This window comes from Chitinophaga sp. GbtcB8 (assembly GCF_019091455.1).
GTDB lineage: Bacteria > Bacteroidota > Bacteroidia > Chitinophagales > Chitinophagaceae > Chitinophaga.
In genome coordinates, this window is record NZ_JAGXJN010000033.1 from 64,057 (window position 1) to 90,896 (window position 26,840).

Consider the following 26,840-nt stretch of genomic DNA (forward strand, 5'->3'; position numbering starts at 1 on the left):
ACAAAACATGATGTCTGTGAATCATTTATACCGCTTTCTTTTATACAGCCTGTTGCTGCTTACGGCCTGCCGTAAAGATATCCTGCTGCCGCAGGTTGACAGCGTGGACATAACCGGCTACAGCCGCCCGCATGATATTACGCCTACCGTGCAGGGACTGTATGTGCTGAATGAGGGTAACATGAACATGAACAAAGCTTCCCTGGATTACCTGGATCTTACCACAGGCCGCTACAGCCGCCGCCTGTTTGAAGCCTACAACCCGGAAGTAACCAAAGGCCTGGGAGATGTTGGAAACGACATACAGATCTACGGCAGCAAAATGTACATTGTAGTAAACAACTCCAACAAGGTAGAGGTAGTGGACGCCGCCACAGTAACCCGTATTAAACAGCTGAACATACGGCAATGCCGGTACGTAGTTTTTTATAAAGGCAATGCATACATCACCTCTAATGATGGTTATGTATCGGTAATAGATACCGCTTCCCTCACAGAAACCGCGCGTATTAAAACCGGCCGTAACCCGGAGCAGATGGCCATTAGCGGCAACAAGCTGTATGTAGCCAACTCCGGCGGTTACAGCCCGCCTAATTATGAGCGTACGGTATCCGTCATAAACCTGGACACACAGCAGGAGCTGAAGCGCATTGATGTAGCCATTAACCTGGACCACCTGGCGCTGGACCCTTATGGCGACCTGTATGTAAGCTCCCGGGGAGATTATTATACCGTACCCTCCCGCCTATACGTAATTGATACGCATACAGATACGGTAAAAAAGCGGTTTGATATAACAGCCAGCAACATCTTTATTCATAAAGACCGGGCCTACATCTACAGCGTGGCATGGAGTTACATTACCCATTCCAACACTATCAGCTATGCTATGATCAATGTAAAAACGGATACGCTGCTCAGCACTCAATTCATTACCGATGGTACGGATAAACAGATCGTAATACCCTATGGTATACTGGTAGACCAGGATACTGAAGATGTGTACGTATCTGATGCGCTGGACTACGTATCACCCGGCATCCTGTACTGCTTTGATAAAAGCGGCAAAAAGAAATGGTCCGTTGAAACCGGAGATATTCCCGGCCATTTTGTATTCCTTAAGAAAAATTAACACTTCCATATTATGCAATTCACAAGATCTACCCGGCTTACTTTTTTATCTGCTGCACTGTTGCTGGCAGCCTGCTCCAAGGATGCAGATGAAACGCCCACGCCGGAAGAACCGGACCATTTCCGGCCGGCTACTGCAGCCAGCAGCGCATATATTAGCCAGGTGTTTGAGTACCTGCCCGCGCCCGGGCAGTTTGTAAATGAGAATAATCTAGGGGATACAACCGGTGCTAAAAAATTGATCGGCGGCAGCGATGCTTTGCTGTCACTAGGCAGTTATGGCGGTTACGTAACTTTTGGGTTCGACCATTCCATTGAGAATAAAGATGGCGATGATCTTGGCATCTTTGGCAATCCCTTAACCAATGCCGGCCAGGAATGGTCAGAGCCGGGTATTGTGCTGGTAATGCAGGATAAGAACGGTAACGGTAAGCCGGATGATGGCGAATGGTATGAGCTGGCCGGCAGCGAATATGCTAAAGCCACTACCATAAAAAAATACCGCATCACGTATTACAATCCTAAAAAGGAAGAAGCTACGGATATATTGTGGAAAGACAACCAGGGCCACAGCGGTTATGTGCTGGCCAACTATTTTCACACGCAGCCCTACTACCCCTCTTTTGCAAACCCGGATTCTATTTCTTTTGAAGGCACTTTGCTGCCCAATACCATCGGCAAAAAGTATGATCCTGTTTACCAAACAGACCTGATGACCAACAAACCTTTTGACTGGGGTTATTCCGATAACGGATCAGCGGATGTGCTGCAAACCATCAATGATGAAGGGCGCGGTTACAATAAGCTGGAGATCAGCAATGCAGTAGATGCCAATGGCAAAAGCGTAACCTTAAAATATATTGATTTTGTGAAAGTGTATACCGGCCAAAGCTGCAATGGTAATACTTCTACTGACCCGGATAACCCGGACCGTTTCCTGGGAGAGATCTCTACGGAAATATCCGGGGCCATGGATATTCATATTAAGCCCTGACTATTTGCAATACACCACCTGGTTTTTGAACCAATCCTAGTAACACCGAACAGCGGCGGGGAGCAATCCCTGCCGCTTTATTTATCAGGCATTCCTGCTGATAAACCCAAACGCCCGCCGCTCTGACCAGTAAAACGTGCCGCCAAAAGTTACAAAACCCACATGCCCGCCATGGCTGGGCGTTTCCAGATAAAAGTGAGGATTCCGGGCAGCTGCTTCGTAAGGAAAGCTGCCTTTGCCTAAAAATGGATCATCCAATGCATTAACGAGCAAGGTAGGGATGCGGATGTTTTCCAGGAAAGGCTTGGAGCTGCAGCGGTCCCAGTACGTGAGCGCATCCGGGAAGCCGTGAATAGGCGCGGTATAACGGTCATCAAACTCCCGGAAGCTTTTGATAGTGTGGTAATTGTCCAGGTTGATCATGCCGGGAAAACGTTGTGCTTTTGCCTGCAGCTTTAAACCCAGCTCGCGGATAAAGCGGCGCATGTATACCGTGTTATGCTTTTTCTCTAATTCAACGGAGCTATCCTGCAGGTCGCAGGGAACAGAAAAGGTTACGGCAGAACGGATGGAGGGATGAATATCCACGCCCTGCTCACCTAAATATTTAAGGGTTACATTGCCGCCTAAAGAGAAACCCACCAGGTGAATACTATCGTATTGATCTAATGTGGTAAGGTGATCTATTACCTGTCCCAGATCGCCGGTTTCACCGCTATGATAAAAACGCAGCAGCTGGTTAGGTTCTCCGCTGCAGCCGCGGAAGTTCATGGATACCGTATCATAGCCGCCCTGGTTAAAGATGTGCACCATACCTTTTACATACTGGCGGGTAGCATTCCCTTCCAGCCCGTGTAAAATGAGCACGACCTTTTTACTGCCAATGCGGCTGAAATCTAAGTCCAGGAAATCCTGGTCAGCGGTGGTAAAGCGTATACGCTCATAATGAACGCGCGGCAGCTTACGGAATAAAGCGGGATAGATCGTCTGTAAATGACGATGCCGTAAAAAGAATGGTGGTTTGTAAGTAGATGACTGAATGACCGGCATATATGCAGCAAGATACTGCGGATGCGGGAAATTTACCCTTTAAACTGATCGATCACTCCTTTCAGCTCCCGGGCATTCATTACACCGCTTTGCCGCCATTTTACCTCACCGCCACGGAACACCATGAGGGTAGGCACGCTTTGTACCTGGTAAGCTGCTGCCAGCTTGGGATTGCGGTCCACATCCATTTTCAGGATCACCACATCATCTCCGGTCATGTTCTTCAGCTCTTTAAGAATGGGCGGCATCATTTTACATGGGCCGCACCATTCCGCGGAAAAATCTACCAGCACCGGTTTATTACCATTTATAAGCTCACCAAAAGTTGGTTGCGCATTTTTAGTTTCCATAGCCCCTTTTTCCTGTTGTTCATCAAAAATAGGGCCGTAGGCCAGACTGGCAGGTGCTGCTGCCGTTAGTTCACATCCTTGCCTGCGCTGAGCTTATCAATAGCGGCTTGCACCGTGGTTTTATTGATCTGGTCGGGCGCAAGGGATAAGGCCTGGCGGGCATACTTCAATGCGGACTTATAATCCCCGGTGGCAGAGTAGCCGCGTGTTAATCCCATAAGGGTAGTGAACTCGTTGGGATGTTTGTCAAAATTCTGCTTAAACACTTCTAGCGCTTCTGCAGGCTTTTTCTGCTGTACCAGCATGCGGCCGTACTGGTGCATCTCGTTCATGCCGGCTAAGGGCAGCGATTTTTTCATAACAGCGGTGGCTTCATCATTATGTCCCAGCTTATTCAGCACCAGCGCTTTGGTGCTCCAGGCCGGGAAACTGCGGTCGCCGCCAAAATTTGCACTGGTAGCGGAATCGGACCACAGCAGGGCTTCCTCCAAATTGGTATCATGCTGTACGCACCACTGGGCGGCCTGGTTCCAGCCCTGCCAGTTAAACCCCTTGTCTGATCTTAATTCACGGCGGAAGGAGGCGATCTGATCTTTTACATAATCAGTTTCAACAGTGAAGGGGATACTGACCTTTTCCCATTCCAGGGCCACGGTAGCGGTGTTCTCTGTTTCATTCATGAACTCGTATTTCAGCCATTCCACGCTGTTAGCCAGCGCCACGGGTTTTACTTTTACCCGCAGGGCATCTTCCTGCTCATTGTAATAGAACTGCCCCCATGAACTGGAGTTCTTGGAAAAAATGAGGGTGCATTCATCGGGGCCATAGGCTACAAAAAATCCGTATTTGCCGGCGGGTAAAGGCTGGCCGGCTATCTTTACATCATTGGTACATTCAAAAGTAGTGTTCTCATTGGCGCCGGCCCTCCAGGGGGCAGATTTGCTGCTGCCAAAACCAGGGTCTGTAAAACCAACGGGCACCAGCTGCCCCCAGATCTTGCCTTCCCTGCCTTTTACGCCGGGGCGGTCGTAATGAATGGTTACATCCGTTAAACCAATACGTTCGCTAACAGATGCTTTTTTATTATTACCACTGGGCGCAGTGGTTAATTGCGCGGATGTTATGAGTGGTAAAAAGATGATGGCGGCTACAAGACAGATTGATGCTTTCATAATGGGATTATTTACCCGGAAAGCTACCGAACCTGGCAGAGGCTGTCAATTAAATTATGAAGGAGGCTGTAAATACAGGGATGGGAGGCTGCACTATTCATGTGCAGCACAGGTAAACACCGTAAACATAGCACCTAATATCAATATATTATACCCTTATAACGAATTTACAACGAAGGTTTTATGTGGCTTTTTAAAAAACTTAACATTGCTGGGGTTATATAATTGTTAACTTTATGTAACCACACATTACTCATAATTTATAAACAAACAATTTTCAATGTCTGAAACTAAGAAGGGACAAGCATCCAGTAAGGATACCCGTAAAACAATTGAACAGCAGTTTGAAACACTGCTTACCAATTGGAAGGAACAATTGGGAGAGAAGAAATTCAAGAACCGGGTGAAGAAAGCAGCTAAAGCCTTCAGCAAAGGATTACCGCTGGTTAAAAAAGAAGCACCTGTTAATAAGAAAACTGCAAAAAAGGCTGCTGCTGGCAAAAAATCTATTGCAGGTAAAAAGGTAAAGAAAGCCATTGCAGGCAAAAAGGTAAAAGTGGTTGCTGATAAAAAAGAAGCACCTAAACCGGCTCCTGAAAAATAGCCGCGCAACGCCTGTTATTACCGCTTACATTTGTCAGACAGGTAATAACAGGCGAAACCTTTTATACAAAAGTTCTTCCGCAGCAAATAATGTATAATGTTTGTAAACCGTTAACCACCTCTTATTTTCACACGCGCAATTTATTTTATGCGATGGCATTCTCCCTGGCGTGTTCCATGATCTTACGCAGGTTCATAATGGCATAACGTACACGGCCCAACGCGGTGTTAATGCCTACATTCACCACCTCTGCTATTTCCTTATAACTCAGGTCGGCATAATAGCGCAGTATCAATGCTTCCCTTTGTGTAGCAGGCAGCATATCCAGCATGCCATGCAGCTCCTGCTGCCGCTCCCGGATAATAAGGCGCTGCTCTTCGCTGGGCTCTATGCCTGCAAAGTTTTCGGATAGCTCCTCCCTGTAGCCCAGCACTACCGGCAGCGACACGTGCACCTTACGGAAGTGGTTAATGCTGCAGTTATGCGCTATGCGCGCCGCCCAGGCTACAAAACGGTGGTTATCCGTATAATGCCCGGCCTTTAAAGCATTCACGATCTTTATAAAAGTCTCCTGGAAAATATCTTCTGCCAGGGTACGGTCTTTCACCAGCAATACAATGGTGGTAAAGATCCTGTCTTTATGCCGGTACACCAGGCGCGTAAAAGCGCTGTTGTCGCCGGATAAATAATGCTGTATTAATTCTTCGTCGGTAAAGTCACAATATCTGTTCATAAACACTGTAATAGAGGTTCCCAAAAAAGGTTAAGATTAATAACAGGCTGCCCTGAAAAGGGCAGCCCTTTTTCCTATAATCTAATCTGTGATGGAGTTATTAGTAGATCAGTCTTTAGTCTTTTAAATGCAAATAGGCTTTTACCTGCTTGTAGTCATTCCAGTCAATACCTGCTGCTGCCTTGCGGGCGCTGGTACCGCCGGGGATCACGATGTAACGCGCCTGCTGGTACTTAACGCCGTTATCATCTTCTACGGTTGACAGATTGCCGTTAGCCAGCAGCCCTATGAGGCCTTCCACAAAACGTACATTAATAATGTAGTCGCCGTCAAAATAAGGCAGCGGCGCTACCAGCGGATCAGCAGCAGAGTTCAGGTTCATGTATACTTTTATTTCACCTCCTGCTAATACTTCGGGTGTGATCTGCGGTGCATCCAGGCTGGCTATCCAGGTGCCGGATGAGGTATCCTGCTCAAAAGCTATATCCAGCCAGCCTGAATAAATTACGTTGGCGGTACCGGTATCCCCTTTAGGGCCGGCAGGACCTGCGGGACCAGCAGGGCCATTTGGACCGGCCGGGCCGGCGGGTCCGGGATCACCATCTTTAGAGCAGGATATTGCTGTAAACATTACAGACATTACAAGTACACAGGGAATAAACCATGATGCTTGGAAAAAACGTTTCATAAAAACTCTTGTTTGTATTGGTTGAAAAATGAATAAACTGTTTATTGTTGTTACCATACGTTGCGCGGACACAGATCGCCATAGCGGTTACCGATCAGGATCCCGACCAGGATCTCATGTGAGCCACGGCTTACGGTGTTTAAGGAAGATCCTGTGTAATCATAAGAGTACCCAATGTTGAACGTGGAGCTGATGTTCACGCCCAGCATAGCTGCTACGCCATCCTTATAGCGGTAAGATGCGCCGGCCCATATGCGGTCGCGGTACTGCACCTTGGCATTTACATCAAAGCTTACCGGCGCTGCTGTTATGTATTTCAGCATTACAGAGGGCATCAGCGTAACATCTTCCGATAGCCACAAACGGTAACCGGTGGTGAGGAACAGGTGCGGGATCAGCTTACCACGGTATACAGAATCCCCTACTACCTTGCCTTCATCAAAACCCAGGTTCATGGGAATAATATTCTGGGCCGATAAACCAATGAAGTAATCTGCGGAGTAAAGCCACAAACCGGCGGCTACTTCCGGCTTCCAGGTATTCAGCAGCGTGCTGCCGGCTATCACAGGATCATTGGGATTCTGCAGCTCCAGCTTAGAAGCATCCAGCGTAATGGACTGCATGCCTAGTGAGATACCGGCGCTTAAGCTGGTGCGGGGCGCCAGGCCTATATGATGTGCATAGGTGCCGCTAAAAGAAACGCGGTTTAAGGGGCCGGTCCTGTCATTCAGCAAGGTGAAACCTACACCGGGGTGTGAAGGCGGCGCTTCATAGTCGGCCCAATAGGCCCTGCCGCGCGGGTTGGTACCTTCTATTTCAAAACCCGTTGGCGATGCCTGCGGATAATCACTTTTGCGCAGCGGGCCATGCACGGTTAAATACGTGGTTACCGGCGAACCGTTGAGCCCTGCCCACTGGTGGCGGTGGCTGGCCTTTACATCCCAGTAGTTCTCTATACCTGCCACGGCCGGATTAATAATAAACGGGTTCATGATGTACTGCGTGTAATGCGGTTGTTGTTGCGCACTCACGGAATGCACCCCCATACAGATCATTAAAGCAACCGCCATGCATCTTTTAATAGATATCTGCATAACATTTGTTTTAAGGTTTCAGCACTTTAAACTCTGTTCTTCTGTTCTTCTGCCTTCCTTCGGGATTATCTTTTCCATCCGGCGTAGTATTGGGTGCAATGGGCTGTGCAGCGCCATAACCCCTGTACTGCAGCCTTTCCTTATCAACTCCTTTGCTGATCAGGTATTCCACTACGTTCCTGGCCCTTGCTTCAGAAAGGCGGGCGTTCAGCGCGTCGGAACCCTTACTGTCTGTATGCGCGCTGATCTCAATGCGTAGATCCGGGTGCTGCAGCAGCATATCCACCAGCACATCCAGCGCAGGGTATGATTCTGTTTTCAGCGTGGCTACGTTGAAATCATAGTACACGTTCTGCAGGATGGTGGGTGTTTCAACTGCGGGTGGCGGTACTTCTTTTACTACCGGCGGCAGCGCCTTGATAGTATCCGGCGGTACAGGAATATTTTTGTTGAGGGCAAATAATTCCAGGCAGCATTCTGCTGCGCGGTCAGAGCCTATCCACACATTTTCCAGGATATTTTTTTCTGTGCCTTTGCTGGCAAAGTAGATATCGTCTTTTACGGAGTTCACCGGGTAGCCGAAGTTCACAGGCGTCTCCCAGTTATCCAGGCTGCCTTTGCTGTAAAAGAAATCGTAACCGCCCATGCCTACGCCACCATCAGTAGAAAATACCAGCATGCCGCTGGCTGCGTGATAGTAAGGCGCCTGCTCATTATCAGCGCTGTTGATGGTGCTGCCCAGGTTGCGGCTGTTCAGAGGTTTGCCATCTACATCCAGGTCAGCATACCAGAGATCATAACCGCCATAACCGCCTTTGCGGTCGCTGGCATATAACAGGTGCTTACCGTCGGGCATTACAAAAGGCTGCTGTGCATTGTAACCGGCAGCATTCACCTGCTCATCCAGGATCAGCGGCTCACTCCAGGCATTGCCGTATTTTTTGCTGCGGTATATGTTGGCGATCTTTTTACCATCTTCTATTTTCCAACGGGTCAGGAATAAGGTGTTGCCATCCGGTGCAATGCTGATCACACCCTGGTGTATATCCCGCGGCTGCGGCAGCTCCAAACGGGTAATGTTAGATGCGCTGCCAGCTGTTACAGCGGCCTGGTATACCCGGTTCAGGTGCACATGGTTCTTATCTGTAGCGCTGTCCGGACGGGTGGAGGTGAATATTAAAGTACCGTCGTTCAGCCATACGGGTGCATAGCTGGCGCCGGTGGTATTAAGGCCGGTGGCGCCCTTGTGCACGGAGTACTGTGAAAGATCGCTGCGGTGCAGCTGCTCCTGTATAAACTGCAGGTTCTTTACTTCCCGCTCTGCGGCTGCAGTGTATTCATCTTTTGTTTCGTGGATGCTCAGAAAATAGGTGAAGGCTTTTTGTGCGGCTTCATATTTTTCCAGTGCACGTAATGCTGTGGCGTAATGATAGGCTGCCAGGGGAAACTGCGTTTTATCAAACTCCAATACTTCTTCATAATAAGGCGCTGCCTTTACATAGTAATGCAGCTGGCGGTAACTTTCTGCCAGGTAATAGATGGCTTGCTGCTCGCTGCTTACAGGGGTTACCTGTTTTTTGCTGAGCGTACCGGTTGTATAAGGATTATATGATGCAGAACGGATAATGCTTTTGCGGGAGGCCAGGTATTTTTCATAATACTGTGCGGCAGAATTGTAGTCGGCCTTTTTATAGTAAAAATCACCGGCCTTCAGGTAGTCGTAGGTGAACTGTGCCTGTGCTGCCATGCCCATTAACACTACCGCTGCAACTAAGAATATTCTTTTCATGAGTTTTCTTTGAATCGTGTTATTATAATCTTGGACAAACAAATTCTACTTCCTGCGCCTTGTATTTCTTACGGCCAATGAAGGTTAAGGATACTTCAAAGCTGTTGGCGCCTTTCACCATTTTGCCCAGGTCGGAATTATTGATGTCGTAGCTGGCGCCCAGTGTCATGGTCTTATAAATGAAACCAGCGTATACGGAGATGGCATCTTTAACACGGTAGTTAGCGCCCAGCAGGAAATCAGTGTTCATGGCAGCATTCATTTGCCCGTAAGCGCCAAACATTTTTTCAGAAGCAGTGCCCTGGCGCATGTACATGGCGTTAGGGGTTAAGGTAAAACCCTGGCCCAGCTGCAGCCTTACGCCGGCATGTCCAATGTAGCGCATGGGTATGCGGGCATCGCCCTTATCGCTGAACTGGTCTTTGGGGCGGGTAAGGTGTGATACGGAGAAGCCACCGAAAATGTTATAGTTCTTTCCCGGTTCTGCATCATAGTACAATACGCCTGCACCGGCATCAAAGGACATTGCAGAAGTTTTGTTAAACACATCTGCAGAGCTGGTGCCGGGGTTGTAACCGGTGATGGGATTCCACTGGTCACCGAAGGTGAGCTTGGAGGGATCGAACTTGCGCTGTATAAAACCCAGCTGCATACCAAAAGCCAGCTGGTGCGTTTGCATAGCGCCAAACTTTACACCGGTGTAGGCTACGTTAGCATACCCGGTGGTGTAGTTGTAACCGCCATCGCCGGCTGACTGGTTCAGCACACTGGCGCCAAAGTTGAAATTCTTGTCGGTGGTAATGTCCGCTGCTGCACCAAAGGTGGAGAAGGGACTGCTGATATTACCCCACTGCGTACGGTAAATAGCCGACAGACGGTAGTCACCGTCAAACGCACCGGTTAAGGCGGGGTTTAACCAGGAGGGGTACACGTAGTATTGGGAAAAGTGCGGATCTATCTGCGCCCGTGTGCTTAAGGCGGAGAGTGTTGCTACGATCAGCAAACCCAGGGTTCTGGTAAAACGTTTCATACGTACAATTTTTATTTTTTGGTTGACCACATGGCACCTCACTGTGTCCATGTGCGCGTTGGTTAATGTCCTCAGATACGGTTGCATGTGAATTGTTTTTTATTGTTATCTCAAAATGGTTACGTTGCCGGTGAGCGGCGGGAAACCGCTTTGCAGCTTAATTACATAGTAATAAGTGGCCAGCGGTAATGCCTTACCATTCCAGGTGCCATCCCATGCTACGTTGTAGCCGTTGGAGGTGTACACGCGCTGTCCGTAACGGTTATACACATCTACTGTGGCGCCGGGATAATCGGCCAGGTTGGTAATGACCCATTGATCGTTAATACCATCGCCATTGGGGGAAAATGCGTTGGGCACTTTTACGGGTTTCAACACTTTTACAGTTAAGGCATCCACAGCGGAGCAGTTGCCCTGCCCTACTGCGGTGAGGGTATATGTTTCATCGCGCATGGCCTGCAGGTAAGGGCGCAGGATGGATGGATCCGGGAAATCTCCGGAGGGTGTCCAGCGGAAGGTAAGCACGGAGGAATCATTGGCTGTTGCATTGAATTGCAGCATAGTGCCTTCCGGTACTACGAAGGAAGGGCCTGCATCTATTACCGGCTGCAGGTACACCAGCACTTTGTTGGTGAAAGCATTGCTTACACAACCAATGGCGTTGGTAACGGTGAGTCTTACATCGTAGTTGCCCGGTGCATCATAACGTTTTACCGGGTTACGGGAGGTAGCGCCGCTGCCGTCTCCAAATGTCCAATCCCATTTTGTAATGCTGCTGTTAGGGGCGGTACTTTTATCGGTGAACACATTGTCCGTACCCTGGCACAAAGTATCCGGCTCTACCAGGAAGCTGGCAATAGGTTTGTTATAGAAAGCGCTCAGCACTTTAGCCGTATCACTGGTACAACCGTACACTGATTTAGCGATCAGCTGCACGGTGTAGGAGCCTGCGCTGGCATATACATGTTTAGGGTCTTTTACCGTAGAATTAGTAGCATCGCCAAACGCCCACTGGTAGGTTAATGCAGAATTATCTGACACCGTAGTAAGGTTAGTAAATGCTGCTTCACCTTCCGGCATACAGATAGCGGTTGGCAATGTAAAGTCAGCTACCGGTAACGGATGCACGGCAATAGCGTGCGTAACGGTATCACTTACACAGCTGTTATCGCTCACAGCTACCAGCTTCACGTTATAGGTGTTACTGCCGGTGTAGGTGCGGGTGAATGCATTGCCATTAGTATAAGTGGCGCTGCTGCCATCTCCAAAGCTCCATTTCCAGCTGGTGATGTTACCGGACGGAATGGTAGAATTATCTGTAATGGTAGCTACCTGGCCCTGGCAAAGGCTGGCCGTGGCGGCAAATGCGGCCACTGGTTTGGGATATACTGTAATGGTCTTTGAAACAGAATCCATACAGCCGCCATTGGTGGTGAACACATACCAGATGGTGTGTGTGCCGGGGCCCGCTGCAGCGGGATTAAAGTTGCCCACGGCATTGGTGCCCGGCCCGCGGTAAGTACCGGTACCGGTTACACCGTTGGTTACGCTGCCTTTTGCTACTGATACCGGCGTTTTCACATTCTCGCACACTGCGGTGAGCGCAGAGAAGGCCAGGGCTGGTTTCAGGTTAAAGGTGGCGGAGACAGTAGTATCCTTCGTACAACCATTGGCAGTAGTAGCGCTGTATTTGATTTTATACGTGCCGTAGCGGGTATAAGTATGTGTTGGGTTGGCTACATCGGAAGTATTGGGATTAGCCGGTGTGGCGGTGCTGTCCCCAAAGTTCCAGGCGTGGGCGCTGATGGCTTGCCCGTCCGGTGTGGTGGTAGTGCTGTTAAACTGTACAATACCATCTACCGGTAAACAGTTCAGCGGGTAAGTAAAACCCAGCTGCGGTTTGGCATATACCGTCACGGTTTTAGTAGCCGTGTCGCTGATACAACGGTCGCTTACTTTTACCACGTGTTTAATAGTATAGGTATTATACCCTTTGTAAATAGCTGTTTGCGCAGCATTGGTGGTAACGGAGCGCGTGGTATCGTTCCCAAAATCCCAGTACCAGGTTTTAATGGGGGCCGGGCCGCCAAAGGTGGAGGCATCTGTAACCTGTATGCTGCCGCCTTCGCACACGGCATTGGTAGCAGTGTTGAAGCTGGCTACGGGTTTAGGACGGATCACAATGGCAATGGTAGTATCGCCTACGCAACCTTCTTTTGAAATGGCGGTCAGCTTTACGTTTTGCGTGCCGGGTGCAAATACCCGTTGCACCATTTGCCCGCTATCCAGCACTGGGCCGGGGTACTGCCATTTCCAGCGGTCTATTTTATATGCATTGAGGCTGCTGGTATCGCCTTTAAAATATACCGTATCCAGTGTACAACCGGTATGGGCATACGTAAAATTAGGTCGTGGCTTTCCTTTCACAATCACTGTAAATTTCACTTCTTCCGTATTGTTACAATTCTCTATGCTGGGATGCGTGGAAAGAATGGGTATTTCAAAAGTATCTATGGTATTAAAGGTGTATTGCTGCGGCAGCGTATACTTATAATAGGGCACCCCATCTACCAGTACTGTGCCTTTGCTTACCGGCGCATTGTCCGTTACATCTGCATTAGGCGTTACTACCCCGCCCAGCTGGCTTAGCTTCCACACCATTTTGGTGGGCTGATAAGCTATGAGCACGGAAAGCTCTACCGGTGTATTGTTACAGGTAAAGTCATTGGTGGTGGAAGATGAGTCCAGCGAATTATGGATAGCGCCTACTACGTTCAGGTTGTTGATGAGCGTACCGGCATTGTAACCATAACTTTCCACGCTGCCCAAACCATAGGTAACGGCCGTAAAGGCGGAATCACTTTTCACAATACACTGTGCCTGTGCGGCGGTCCAGCGTTTTACCACTACCGTATACCCGGGACGGTTAGGGTGCGGGTAGGTGAAGGAAGCGGCATTGAGCGCCCCGTCTATACTAAGGGAAGACACACCGTTGGTAGGAATAATGAGGGTGAGATAATTCACATCAATATTCTCCTCCGTGTTACGGTAAAAGCCTATCTGGTTAATGGCCTGTGCCAGTGGGCTCAGGTACATCATTTCCGGATCGCCCAGGCCACTGGTATTGGGACAGCCGCCTGTGGACGACATGAACTGTGCTACCAGTACAGGTTTATCGGCTTCTATTACATCGGCTGTATTACTTTCAAACTCGTAAGATGAGCTGGCAGGTATAAAACCACCTAATACGATCCCATTCTTTTTTACTACTGTGGTGGGATCTTTTACCAGCACTTTATAAATGTTGGTATGAAAGCTATTGGCTTTATCGCTGGTGGAGGTAGGCGCTGTTAAGTACAGCTTACCCCAGGCCTGCGAAGGAAAGATCTGCTGTATATTATTATCGCCACCACCGGGGAAACCGCTGGCGCAGTTAATATACGTGCGGCTGCTGCCGGAGAACACGGCTATGGGAAAGCAGTTGCCCGCGGCATTGCCGATGGATTTTACTTTGGTGCCGGTTAGCACATTACCTGCGCCGCCGCCTAAAGAGGCGCCTATGAGCTGGTATACCTGTCCTTTGTTCAATACCTGTGTAAATGGCACACCTGGTACACGGCCGTTACGGCTGGGCACAGAGGGAGTGATCTCTATCATGGTATTATCGTCCTTTGCTACTACATACATCCAGGAAAAACAGTTGTCTGAATATTCCTGCTGGCTGTTGAGGGATGCATAGGAATAACCCCATGTTTCAACGGGCATCAGCATGGTGGCGCCGGATGAGGCGCTGCCATAAATGTGGGCATAGGATACAATGGGTACATTACTTACAATATGAATGCCTTTGTTGGTGAACACCCCTTCCCCACCGGTACCACCAAAAGATGGCGGCGGTGAATACAGGCGGGCGTCATAGAAACCTGCTTTGGGTATTGGCTCTGTAGCTATTACCGTATTGGCAGGTATGTTATAGGTTCTTGTCCAGGCCGTGCCGAAAATATTTACGGTTACGGTGGCGGGTTGTTCTGCACTCAGGTACAGCACCATTTCCTGGCTATTGTCCATACCGGGTTCCATGAACTGGTGATGGCCGTAAGCCACCCAGAACTCTTTCCCTTTGTTGGAAAGGTTCTGGGTGTGGGCTGCTGTGTTTATGAACAGCAGCCCGGCCAGGCAAATGAGGGTTTGATAGGTTATTTTCTTCAGCATGGTCGTCAGTTTTACGTTACCGGATCAGGTTGATGGCGCCTTTCTTTTCTACCATGGTTCCATCTGTCAGCTGCAGCTTGCACACATAGATGTACACACCTGAGGGTTGCGCTTTGCCTTTGTACACACCATCCCAGCCTCTTGTCTGCGTATTTGTTTCAAATACTTTCTCGCCCCACTGGTTAAAGATCATGAAGTGAATGTCCTTGATGATATAACCATACACGCGCAGCACATCGTTCAAACCATCACCGTTCGGAGAGAAGGCATTGGGGATGAAGATGCCATCGGGCAGGGTTTTACCGCTTACCGGTGCAGAGATCTTGTCTTCACAACCTTTGGCTTTTACGATCAGCGTTACTTCCTGTGCAGGCTGTAAACCGGATACGGTGTGTGTTAAGCCGTTAGGTCCGGAGGAAGGCTGCATCCAGTTTGAACCGGCATCTATGGATACTTCATAACCGGTGGCGTTAGGTACAGCCGCCCATTTGAAGCGGATCATGTTTACGCCAATGGTATCTATTTCCGCTACCGGTGTAGTGAGCTGCGGGAATACGGTTACGAATGCACGCTTGCGGCTGGCGCCCGTACAACCATCTTTTACAGCTTCTACATAATAGCTGCCGGTGGCGGTGATGTTGGGTATTGTTAAGCTGGTACCGCTGCCCAGGAGCGTGCCGCCGGTTGCGGCGCTGTACCAGTTATAAGTGGCGTCTGCATCCGGGTTCTGTACATCAAAGGTTACATTGGAGCCGGCGCATACGGTGAGGCTGTCTTTTACCAGTGCAACAGCGGGTGCTGCATTTACCGTTACCGGTAAGGTGGTATCTCCTATACAACCTTCTGCAGCTATGATGCTCAGCTTCACATTGTAAGTGCCTGGTGCATTGTATTTCTTCAGCGGGTCTTTTATGGTAGCAGTATCACTGTCGCCAAATTCCCATTTCCAGGAGCTGATGCCTACACCATTGGCGGTAGTAGCGTTGCCGCGGAACTGCACAGTATCTGCCACACAACCGGAGTATGCTACAGTAAAGTCAACCACCGGTGCGGCTATTACCTTAATGGGCAGTATGGTTTCCAGGCTGTTGTTACAGCTTTCTATATCCGGGTGCGTCATTACAATGGGCACATAATAGGTACCTGGCGCGCTGAATACATAGTTACTGTCTACCACAAAGCGGAAGTATTTGCGGCCGTTCACGATAGAAGAATCAACCGGCACTGGGTTCTGCTGTGTTACATCCTGGCTGGAGGTAAGGTTAGCTACCTTGCTGAACTGCCAGGTTAAAGTGGCGGGTTTCAGCGATAACAACATGGAGAAGCGGAACGGTGTTTTAGCGCAGGTATAATCATTGGCTATGCCGCTGCTGTCGTACACATTGTTAAAGGATGGCCTGCTGTTCAGGTTCTTCACCAGCGTACCAGCGTTAAACCCATAGCTTTCCACGCTGCCCAGGCCATAGGTGATGGCGGTAAATGCGGAGTCGCTGCTTACCGTACACTGGGCCTGTTCTGCATCCCAGCGTTTTATTACTACCGTATAACCGGGCAGGTTAGGATGCGCATATACATGGTCAAAGATATTGTTGCCATCTATGAGCAGGCTGCTTACACCGGCAGTGGGTATAATGAGTGTTAAATAGTTCACCTCAATAGACTCCTCTGTATTCCGGTACAGGCCTACTTTATTAATGCCCTGCTCAATGGGGCTGATGTAGATGGTTTCGGGATCGCCCAGGCCATTGGTATTATCACAACCTCCGGAAGATGACATGAACTGTGCTACCATTACCGGCTGGTCGGCCTGTATATAATCGGCACTGTCGCTATAGTATTCGTAGTAGCGTTTGTTGATCAAGCCGGTGAGCACTACGCCATTCCTTTTTACGATGGTGGCCGTATCTTTTACCAATACGCGGTAAACGTTGGTCATAAAGCTGGACGGATCATCATCTACGGAAGTTGGTGCGGTGAGGTAGTTCCTGCCCCATGCCTGTGACGGGAAGTTCTGCTGGATGAAGTTATCACCACTGCTTCCGCTGGTGCTGCAGCCAAAGGCCGTGCGGCTGCTGCCGGAGAACACGGCTACCGGGTAACACTTGCCAGCGGAGTTGGATACCGATTTAATATGGCTGCCGGAGAGATCGTACCCTTCAGAGCCGGATTTAAGGGCGCCTAATACCTGGTACACCTCGCCTTTGTTCAGCGTTACGGTGAACGGTACATCTGCAACACGGCCACCCAGTGAAGGATTGGAGGGCGTGATCTCAACTACGGTATTGTCATAATCTGCTACTACGTAGAACCAGGAATAGGTATCGGTGCTGTAATACTGTTCGGATCCCAGCGTATAATAGTCGTACGCATAGGTACCTACCGGCAGCAGCATGGTGGCGCCGGATGATGCGCTGCCATAGATGTGCGCGTAGGCTACAATGGGCACATCACTTTCTATGCTGATGCCTTTATCTGACCAGCCTTCTGATAACAGGCGGGCGTCTGAGAGGCCTGTTTTAGGGATCAGGTCACTGCTAATAACCGTGTTAGCCGGTATATGGTATTGCTTTTCCCATGAGGTGCCGTTAATACGCACCACCACATTGGCGCTGTCTTCTGCGCTCAGGTACAGCACCATATCCTGGCTGTTATCACTGCCAAAGAACTGGTGGTGGCCATACCCTACCCAGAAGCGGGTGCCCCTGTTAGAGCTGTCTGCCGGCTGTATCACTGACGGAGGATCTGGCAGATGGCCTTTAAGACCGGTGAATTTGTTCAGGTAATTAAGGCTGGTGTCTGATATGATGTTGTAGGCGTCTATCACTTTACTGCTATCATTCACCACCCAGGTATTGGAAGTATCTACGGTTCTGCCTAAACGAATATCTGCCTGCTTCTTAAAGCGTCCCTGCCAGGAATCCACGTAGTACTGCTGTATGCCAAAGCTATAGGGCTGCGGCGCAGCAATTTCCGTATAGAAGTACATGAACTCTTTGGAGGTATCTACCTTGGGCGGTATTACACCGGAGTACCTTCTTACAGAAATGGTATCCGGTACAGTGGGGCCCCAGGTTACTTTAGTTACGGTATCAGTACCGAACATAAAGGTCTGCGTTACACCGGGCGCAGGGGCGGCTGGTGTGGCGGGCAATGCCGGCGGCAGCACCGTGGGCAGAAATTCATATGCACCCATATCCGGTACGCCTCCTATGAGGGTAGTGGGACGTGGTTTGTAATTAATATCACGGTCGTTGCCGGGCACCTGTACACCGCGGCCATGTATGGCCCATACATCCGGTACCGTTATGGCAGGTGCCAGGGTGCTATCGTCTGTAAAGGCGGGTTTGTATACAATGGAGCTTATATCCAGATCCGCGTCATCGCGCCATTGCTGTAATGAAGTGTAATTCGTGCCCGCGTAAACCAGTCCTGTACCAGTGGTGTACAGAGTATTATAATCACTGTTGAAATCGTCCGCGTTACCCGGGAAGTACATGGCTTTACCACCGGCCATATGCGCAAAAATGTTGTTACGCGCTTTCACGGCTGCATTGGGGCTAAAGTATGCTGCTGCATTGGTGCTGGCAGTGTTGGCAGATGCGTTCTGTACGCTGTTGTTGTAATAGTTAACGTATTCATCGCCATAACCATATAAGCCATAGGCAGTGCCGGCGCTGGTTTTAATACTTACTACATTATTCACCGCATCTATGTAGCTGCTGTAATAGTTTTCCAGACCGTACAGCGAACCGGTATTGCCGCTAATGGCTTTTATTTTATTGCCAACCACTTTACCAGGCTTCAGGGAAGTACCATCACTATAGTAAGTGTAAATACCGTAAGTGCTGGTGGTGGTGCCGCTGATGTTCACCGCGTTGTTGCTCACTTCAAAAGCGGTATCGCTGTAAGCGGTGTAAATACCGTAAGAAGTGCTGGCGCGCGGCGCTGTAATGTTAATGGTATTCTTATTCACCTTTACACTGTTGGTGTAATAGGTGTAAATGTTATACTGGTAAGCATTATTGACTGTATTGCTGTCTATTACCAGGGCGGATACATGTTCTGCATCGGAGCTACCGGAGATCCAGATACCGCTGCTGCCGTTGTTGATGGTATTACCTTTGATCACAGTCTGTACGCCTTTCAGATCATCTGCATAAATACCTACTACATTGGTAGTGCTGCTGGTTACAGCGGGCGCGGTTACAATACAATTTTTAATGCTGTCGTAAGAGCTGGTGCTGGCCAGCTCTATGGCACGGCCATTGGTAGTGCCGTTTGATTTTATTGTGATCTCCTTATAGGTAATGTAATTAGCGCTATCCAGCTTCAGAACATAGTTAGCAGCGCTGGTTCCGTTAAACGTTAAGGTTACGGAAGCGGCTGCATGATCGCGGCTCTGGAAAGTAACACGGCTGGTATCTGTGGCGCCGGGTACTTTGTGCATGCGTACCTGTTCTGTGTACGTGCCGGGGTAAGCGTTAAAGGTTACCCAGCCGGCTATACCGCAATCCAGGGCTGCTACGGCCTGTGTAAATGACTGGAAGTTGGTGGCGCTTACCGGTGCTGCCGGGTTAATGGTATAGTTACCGGACAGCAGCGGTGCATTCATGTTCACATGTGCGGGTACGGAGTAAGCGGTATCCCCGCCGCAGATCACCAGGCAACGGAAATAGTTCTCCATTGTCAGCTCTGTCTTATACTCTTTCACATAGCGGGTTTCGCTGATGGCGCGCCATGGGCCGGCAGCTGCCTTACCGCTCTGCCAAACGTACGTTTGTCCGCCACCGGTAGTGTTACCGGTGAGTGTGAGTGCAATGGTGGCGCCCATGCAAACATCGGTTGCCGGGTTGGCTACAGCTGTTCCTGCATTGGGCGGGGCCACGCAAGGCGGTATGGTTATTTCATACGCGCCCATATCCGGCTTGCTGGTGCTGCGCACAACCGCCAGTATATCGTTGGTAATGCCTACCGGTGTGCCGGTATTATCCAGCGGGGCTATTACCGGTGCCAGGTTGCCATTCGGCATATCGGCATATACCGGGTCCATGCTAATGGAATGCTCGTCCTGGAAGTTAGCGGCTTTCCAGTCTGCCAGTGTAGCCTGGTTACCGCTATAGTAACCAAAGTAATTCTGGCTGCCGCCGCCTTTCACATAGATGTCGTTATAGTCTGATGTAAGATCTGTATTGGTGCCGCTTACATAAATACCATGTTTGGCGCCGTTACCACCGCGGGTAATGGTGATGATGTTGTTGAAGAAACGCACACCGGCTACGTCACCTGCTATATAGAAACCTCTTGCAGCATCACCGGTGGTAGCGGTGGCGTTATCCAGCGACACGGTGTTATGGTAATAGTAAGTATTGTCTGTATAGTAGTTGTTAATACCGTAAATGTAACCGTCATGATTAATACCGTACACCGCGTTATTGGATACTATGTTCTCTGCTCCGCCATTGGCGCTGGTGTACTGAATGTACAGGCCATGGAAATCGCTGGTGTTACCGGCATCGCCGCCAAAGGGGTTAAAGATGCGGTTACGTGTGATGAGCAGCTTGTTGCTGGCCTCATAGGTATTGATACCGCTTACGGTATAGCTGCTGTTATCACGCGTGGGGCGGCTTATGCTGTTAGCTTCTACCAGCGTATTGTTGGTATAGCTGATGCGGATACCGGCTGCGTAATAATCCCTCACCGTGTTATTGGTGATCTTGTTATTCAGCAGCATCAGGTCCTCATCACCTACCAGGGTAATGCCGTAATAACCACCGGTGATGGTGTTGCGGTCAATTACGTTGGCATCGCAAAGGGTGGCGCCGTAAGTGGAGGCATCATCATCTGCTGCATTGATCACAATACCGGCATAGTCTTCATAAGAGCTGGTGGTGGAGATAATGATCTCACACTTGCGGATGGTGTTGCTGTCTGCATTGCTGATCAGCTGTACACCATAACCGTAGTCGCCGGTGCCGGTGGCGTCAATCTTCAGGCTGTCAAAGGTTACATGGTCTGTACGGCGCAGCTTGATCACAGCTCTTTCATCCGTATTATCAGAACTGTAAGCAATGGTGTTGCCGTTGCCTTTAAAGGTTACCGTGTTAATGGCTGATGCGCCGGGAATAGAATCCAGGATCAGCTGCTCTGTATATGGCGTGCGGCCTGCTACCACGTTAAAGATCACGGGACCTGCAATACCACATTCCAGCGCGGATTTGGCGGCTGCAAAGCTCAGATAGTTCTTGGGCGTGTTGGCAGGGGCTGTTTTATCAATGGTGTAGGTATCACCGGGTAATGCCTGCGTTACGGTTAACAATACGGGCGTTGAATAAGCCGTATTACCGCTACAGGTTACTGCTACCCGGTAATAAGAGGTAAGGGATGCTACGATGATGGTATCCGGGTTGGTAAGCAGGCCGCCCAGGTTTGTGAACGGACCTGCTGCTGCATTACCTATCTGCCATTGGTAAGTTTGTGTTAAACCAACAGAGTTACCAGTGAGGCCCAGGGCCACGCGGCTGTTCACGCACACCGGCGTGGCGCCTACGGTGGCGGTACCTGGTGTGGGCGGCACGGTACAAGGCGGCGGTGTAAATTCATACGCACCTACATCCGGCGTGGTGGCGCTGCGTGCCGCATTATTAATATCAGCAGCAATACCTACCGGCATACCCTTGTTATCAATAGACGCATTTACCGGGCTGTAATTACCGGTAGATGTGGATGCATACATGGGATTAGAGGCCAGCGAACCGGCATCCTGTGTGCTGGCGGCCTGCCAGTTGGCCAGGGTAGCCTGGTTGGCGGAGAAGTAACCGCTGAAGGCATTGGCTACGCCCGGTGCAATAAACAGGTCGTTCTTATCAGATACCACTGTGCTGGTAGTATTGCCAAAGTACAACGCATGTTTGGGACCGGGGCCGCTGCGGGTGATGGTGATAATGTTGTTGATGAAATTAATACCATCTATACGGCTGGTAGTAAAGTTAAAACCCCGGGTTACATAAGAGCTGCCGGAAGAGCTGCCATCCAGCGCCAGGGTGTTGTGATAAAAATATACGTTATCGGAGCTGCTGTTATAGAAACCAAATACACTGCCGTTACCGCTAAGGTTATAGATAAGGTTATTGCTTACAATGTTTTCCAGGGAGCTTAATGCATCCACACCGGTCAGGTACACGCCGTAAAAATCATCTGTGCTGGTGGGTGCTCCGCCAAACGGATCGGTGATACGGTTCTTGCTGATACTGTCCTTGGTATTGAGGTTGGTAAGGTACACCCCGTAAAAGTCCGACACATCTGTACGTGCCGGGCGGGAGATGGTGTTACCACTGACCAGCGCATTGAAGGAGTAGCTGAGATAAAAGCCATAGTTATAAAAATCCTTAATGGTGTTAGCGGTGAAACGGTTGTTACCGTTGGCAAAGTTATTACTGCCTACCAGGGTTACACCATAGTAACCACCGGTAATGGTATTATTGCTAAAGGTATTGCCATCGCACTTGGCATCGCCGGTGCCGGTGGCATTGGAAGCGGAGGCGCTGACAACTATACCTGCATAGTTCTGGGAAGTGGATGTGGTGGTAATATTGATGGTACAATTATTCACCACGTTGGAATCAGCATCGTTCAGCAGCTGTACGCCAAAACCATATTCGGTGGAGGTGCTGCCGGCTGCGGTGATGACCAGGTCATTAAAGATGATATGATCCGCCCCATCCAGCTTGATCACCGCACGCTGGCTGCCGTTAGTGGAGGTGAATGTAAGCGTTTGCCCGTTGCCGTTAAAGGTAACAGTGGCGTTAGCGGAAGCGCCGGGTACTGCGGTCATGTTCAGCTGCTCCGTATAGGTGCCGCTGCCAGCTGCTACGTTAAAGATCACATGTCCGTTGATGCCGCACTTAATATAGTTATAGGCATCGTTAAAAGAGTTGAAGTTATGCGTTCCCGTAGGATCGGTGGGTTGGGCTTTGTTAATGGAGAAAGTGCCTGATACCAGTGTGGGCGATGCTACCTGCACGCTGGTGGAGTTGGCAGATAAACCGGTATTGGCGCAGGTTATTACACAACGGTAATACGTGCTTGCGGTTTGTGTGGCAGTGATACCGGCGGTGGTATCATTGGGAATGTTTGTCCAGGTGCTATTGTTGGGAGAAGACTGCCACTGATACTTTAAACCGGATGCCACGGTGGCGCCGGTTAAGCTCAGGTTAAAGCTTTCATTTAAACACACGCTGCTTACGCTGGTTACTGCAGTACCTGCGTTGGGCGTACCGGTGCAGGCGGATGCGGGCGTCCAGGTAAAAATGATGTTCGGACGGGTGGTAGCTGTGCCGGAGGTATTAGTGGTAGTGGTGCCGCACAGGCTACCCTGATTGTCCGCTACATAGGAACGGGAGCCATTGAAGGACAGACCTGTTGTCCAGGGAATGCTTGGGTTGTTGGTGTAGTCATCGCCACCGTTACAGGCTTCTACAATGATATTGTCTGTACCATTCCAGAAGAAACCACTGGTAAATGTAAAAGCGTTGATACCGGCTATGGGCTGGTAATCTACCGGGCCATATACCGGGCTGCCGGTATTTTCCCAGCTGGTGGTACCCAGGGTGGTAATGGCGGTAGTAGCGATCTTAAGCGCATACTGTTCTACAATCTCCGCTCCGTTTACATTGGTTACGTTAAATTTTATGGCGGAGATCATACCGGGGCCCATACCTGCGGCTATCAGCTCAGAGGCTCTGTACAGGTATTGCGCACGGCTGCCTTCATAATAATCCTGTATAGGGCAGGGATAAGAGAAGGTGGAACCATTGCCGGTAGTGCCGGTGCCAATGCTGATGTCTGTTTGCGCCATAGACCTTGAGGCTAACAACAGCAGACAGCAGAAGAGCGGTGCTATTTTAAACAGCGGTGTAAAAATGTATTTTCTCATAAAGCAAGTTTTTCTCAAGATGATCCGGGTTGATAATGCTTATGGGGTTTATACGCGTGGTACGCCAATAGTGGTCAGAAAAAGTGTAGGGCCTTTAGTGTATCCCAGCACTTTCCCTGTATTGATGTCTACGATCTTCCACAATTGGTAATAGAGTTTTTCGGCCCATGCTTGTGGCATGACTAAGCGGCCAAACAAAATATTTATGTAACGGGTCAGAAATATTCTTTCGTCGGTAGTAATGGTGTTAATGGTGTTCAAATAGTTCATCACCGCAATATGTTTACCTTCCGGAGTACCGGTAGTGCCTGGCGCTCCTTGCAGAATACCTGTAGTAATAATGTCGTTATACGGTTCCAGGTACAGACGCGCCAGGTCTGTTTGTGCAGGCGTACTGGCATCGGATAATTCCAGCAGCTCCAGCATCATATCAAAGTTGGTTAGCTGGTGTATACACGGATAGCAAACAGGGGCTGCCGGATACAACTTGCCGGGATGTTCGACCGGCCAGCCTAGTGTCCATTTATTGGTTTGTGGGGCCAAACAATCTACAAAGGTCTGCAAACCCACACCTGGCGCAGCTCCGTTACGCATGGTATCGGTATAGTTATCGTAACAGCTTACAAAAGCAGGATCCAGCGCTACCGGCATATCGTCCGCAGCCGCAACAACCAATGCTGGGGCCTGTACGGACATTGCATCTTTTTGCACAGGCGTTACAGGCTGTTCCTGCTTAGCGCAAGAGAACAGCAGTGTTGCACTCCAAATAATATATTTCAGCTTCTTCATTGTTGGTATCTTTTTCTATTTGAGGGTTATATGGAATAGTCGCTTTATTAACGGAACCATGTGATCCAGGCCTTACCATCTTTTGCACTGACCATATCATAACTGCTGGCGCCTGTTTGTACCAGGTAAAACCCGTTGGCATCTATGAGCTTGTTAACAGTTTTTGCAATGGGTGTTATGTCAGGCGGATACTTGCCAAAGTCGCCCAGGTAGGAAAATGTCACTTTACCGTCTGTTCTAAAATTGGGCGGTTCAAATGCAGGCCCATAACTAACTGTTGGCTGCTGATCGCCGGTTTGGGTTACAAATCCAAGCAGATCATAGTTCACGCCACCACTGGTACCGGACTGCGGCCAAAAACTCAGGGCATAAAAATCCGGCAGTTGCGTAATATTGTACGCATCATCTACCCCATTGTCATGGAAGCCATAGGGGCTAATCCAGTATTCCTGGTCCAGGCCCTGCTGCCACCAGCGGCGTGCTGCGGTACTGTCTATTACCAGTGGTTTGGCAAAACCGGCAATGGTAAAGCCGGTGCCTTTCAGCGTTTGTGTGCTCTCATTCCATACAATATTTTCCAGGCCGGTAATGGTATTAATGCCATCTGTAAATGCAGGTGAGAATGCAACGCCGGTGGCCGTGAAGTAAAAGCCTACTTCCATGCTTTGCAGCACGCCATTAGCATCTTTCCAGGTGAAGAGGATGGTATGTGCATAGATATTCACCTTTATCTCATACTGGCTGCTGCCAACGCTGATGCGTTTGAAGTAGGTGAGGAATTTGGTGATGTTCTCAAAAGCACGGTTCCGTTTAAGGTTGTAATAGTCCTGCTGTTCCTGCTGGGTGGCTTTTATAAGATAGGCTTTGCTTCTGTTAAAGCGGCCGGTTAACAATATGCTGTCGCCGGACATACCATTCAGCGCAAACTCAAAATCAGAGCCCAGGCCCTGGCCATTTGCGCCGCCATTTACACCGCCATCCGGATCACTGAGCACATGGATGTAGGAGTAGGTATCAAATAATAAGCTGGGCTGCTGTAATGCTTTTAAACGGTAGCTGCTTTCCTTTAACGTGATAGAAGAAGTTGCGTCAAAGTCAGAGAACATGGCTACGCGGTTGGAATCATTAAACCGGCAGTAAAAGCTGAACACACTGTGCGGTACACCGGCGGGGAAGATCAGCACTTTCCAGCCATAAGGCGCGCCGGTTAAGGTTTGCTGGTATTTGTTGAGCGTATCGTTAAGCCTTTCATCCGGTGATTTTGGAAAAACGGGATCGTCCTCCTTTTTACAGGCGGTGAAGGTGGCGATGATCAGGAAGAGATATAATAGATATCGTTTCATAATGTTTTTTTTATAGGACTAATACAACAGCCGGTCAATGGCTTTCCGGGTTTTAGTTTGCAGGTTGTAGAAATCTATTTTCCATACGGCTTTAAAGTAGTCTACTACCATTGCTTCCTTTTTACGCAGGCGGGCCTGGGCCTCTTCCTGCGGAATGCCGTTAACACTAACACCGGGTGGAATGCTGTTCACGATCTTTGTAAAACCTGCGTTACCTTCTACCAGCATGGTGGAGATCATTTCCACAAAATCCTCATCGTATGCCGACATGGCATAAGCGGTTACAAATCCATCCCGGCGGGCATCGTAGTCGGAAATGTTATTCCAGTTACCGGTGTATAAACCGGCGGTAATGCGCCTGAACTCCTGCGGGTACATAGTGGTCTGGTGGAGGATGTGCCCAAACTCATGCTCTATTACATGGAACATTTGTTTTACCGTGGCGGAATCGCGGGGTACATAACCAGGCATGCCTTTGGTGCGGAAATCATTCAGCAGGTATAACACTACTTTACGGCCGCCTTCTGCGGTGCCTAGTGTTATGGTGCCGTTCTCATTCCAGCTGGCGCTGCCGGAGAGGATGAAGAACTTAGGGCTGTATTTTTTGAAGAAGATCTCTCCTGCTTCATCCATGTAGGTATCTATCCATACTTTTTTAATGGCGGACATTACGGGTATCACCTTTTCTTCCTTAGGCGGCACCAGGGTTTTGTTCAGCTCAAACTCAAACTGGTCCCATTTATACTTTACGGCAATATTGTAAGGCTTGGTGATCGTATCATACAACCATTGATCCAGCGGGCCTTTCACCCAGGTATCGCCACCCAGGCCGGGTATATCGTCTATAGTGCTCAGGTCATCTTTCTTGGAGCAGGCTGCCAGGAAAGCGATGGAAACGAAGAGCGCGAGTATTTTTATTGATTTCATTC

The 26,840-nt window shown here is 49.4% G+C and carries 16 protein-coding genes; 3 read left to right on the forward strand and 13 right to left on the reverse strand.

All coding sequences use genetic code 11. The annotated features are described in order from the left end of the window. Positions 1–7 precede the first annotated feature (7 nt). Entirely contained in the window at positions 8–1,132 is a 1,125-nt protein-coding gene (locus tag KVT36_RS23945; RefSeq protein ID WP_217605981.1) for a YncE family protein, read from the forward strand. Positions 1,133–1,144: 12 nt separating this feature from the next. Continuing rightward, positions 1,145–2,125: a hypothetical protein gene (locus KVT36_RS23950; protein ID WP_217605982.1), complete on the forward strand. Its 981-nt coding sequence runs from the start codon at positions 1,145–1,147 to the stop codon at positions 2,123–2,125. Between the two features lie 84 nt (positions 2,126–2,209). Here KVT36_RS23950 and KVT36_RS23955 read toward each other — a convergent pair whose 3' ends face one another. The 3 genes from KVT36_RS23955 to KVT36_RS23965 all read right to left on the reverse strand — a co-directional run bounded on the left by KVT36_RS23955 (position 2,210) and on the right by KVT36_RS23965 (position 4,697). Further along, positions 2,210–3,175, reverse strand: a complete 966-nt coding sequence (locus tag KVT36_RS23955; protein WP_217605983.1) for a YheT family hydrolase — start codon at positions 3,173–3,175, stop codon at positions 2,210–2,212. Positions 3,176–3,207: 32 nt separating this feature from the next. Next, the gene (trxA, locus tag KVT36_RS23960) at positions 3,208–3,525 is read right to left on the reverse strand and encodes a thioredoxin (RefSeq protein ID WP_089915441.1); all 318 of its coding nucleotides are present in this window, start codon (positions 3,523–3,525) and stop codon (positions 3,208–3,210) included. A gap of 65 nt (positions 3,526–3,590) precedes the next feature. Beyond that, a complete protein-coding gene (locus KVT36_RS23965; protein ID WP_217605984.1) occupies positions 3,591–4,697 on the reverse strand; it encodes a DUF2911 domain-containing protein in 1,107 nt (368 codons plus the stop codon). A 280-nt stretch (positions 4,698–4,977) separates the two neighbouring features. On the opposite strand from KVT36_RS23965, the gene KVT36_RS23970 reads away from it, so the two are divergent. Further along, complete coding sequence (locus tag KVT36_RS23970; protein ID WP_217605985.1) at positions 4,978–5,301, forward strand: hypothetical protein; 324 nt, start codon at positions 4,978–4,980, stop codon at positions 5,299–5,301. 145 nt (positions 5,302–5,446) lie between these two features. Here KVT36_RS23970 and KVT36_RS23975 read toward each other — a convergent pair whose 3' ends face one another. The 10 genes from KVT36_RS23975 to KVT36_RS24020 form a co-directional block, all read right to left on the reverse strand. Next, complete coding sequence (locus KVT36_RS23975) at positions 5,447–6,034, reverse strand: RNA polymerase sigma factor (RefSeq protein ID WP_217605986.1); 588 nt, start codon at positions 6,032–6,034, stop codon at positions 5,447–5,449. 115 nt (positions 6,035–6,149) lie between these two features. Continuing rightward, entirely contained in the window at positions 6,150–6,722 is a 573-nt protein-coding gene (locus KVT36_RS23980; protein ID WP_217605987.1) for a hypothetical protein, read from the reverse strand. A gap of 50 nt (positions 6,723–6,772) precedes the next feature. Next, on the reverse strand, positions 6,773–7,816 hold the full coding sequence (locus tag KVT36_RS23985) for a type IX secretion system membrane protein PorP/SprF (RefSeq protein WP_254640174.1): 1,044 nt from the start codon (positions 7,814–7,816) through the stop codon (positions 6,773–6,775). Between the two features lie 10 nt (positions 7,817–7,826). After that, the gene (locus tag KVT36_RS23990; protein WP_217605988.1) at positions 7,827–9,605 is read right to left on the reverse strand and encodes an OmpA family protein; all 1,779 of its coding nucleotides are present in this window, start codon (positions 9,603–9,605) and stop codon (positions 7,827–7,829) included. Between the two features lie 22 nt (positions 9,606–9,627). Then, positions 9,628–10,635 (reverse strand): PorP/SprF family type IX secretion system membrane protein, encoded by a 1,008-nt coding sequence (locus KVT36_RS23995; RefSeq protein ID WP_217605989.1) that lies wholly within the window; start codon positions 10,633–10,635, stop codon positions 9,628–9,630. A gap of 105 nt (positions 10,636–10,740) precedes the next feature. Next, complete coding sequence (locus tag KVT36_RS24000; RefSeq protein WP_217605990.1) at positions 10,741–14,847, reverse strand: PKD domain-containing protein; 4,107 nt, start codon at positions 14,845–14,847, stop codon at positions 10,741–10,743. A gap of 16 nt (positions 14,848–14,863) precedes the next feature. Then, positions 14,864–23,779, reverse strand: coding sequence for a gliding motility-associated C-terminal domain-containing protein (locus tag KVT36_RS24005; RefSeq protein ID WP_217605991.1), 8,916 nt, complete (start codon positions 23,777–23,779; stop codon positions 14,864–14,866). Between the two features lie 48 nt (positions 23,780–23,827). Continuing rightward, the gene (locus KVT36_RS24010) at positions 23,828–24,568 is read right to left on the reverse strand and encodes a hypothetical protein (RefSeq protein WP_217605992.1); all 741 of its coding nucleotides are present in this window, start codon (positions 24,566–24,568) and stop codon (positions 23,828–23,830) included. Between the two features lie 47 nt (positions 24,569–24,615). Beyond that, on the reverse strand, positions 24,616–25,911 hold the full coding sequence (locus KVT36_RS24015) for a DUF4302 domain-containing protein (protein WP_217605993.1): 1,296 nt from the start codon (positions 25,909–25,911) through the stop codon (positions 24,616–24,618). Between the two features lie 18 nt (positions 25,912–25,929). Beyond that, positions 25,930–26,838, reverse strand: coding sequence for a putative zinc-binding metallopeptidase (locus tag KVT36_RS24020; protein WP_217605994.1), 909 nt, complete (start codon positions 26,836–26,838; stop codon positions 25,930–25,932). Positions 26,839–26,840 lie beyond the last annotated feature (2 nt).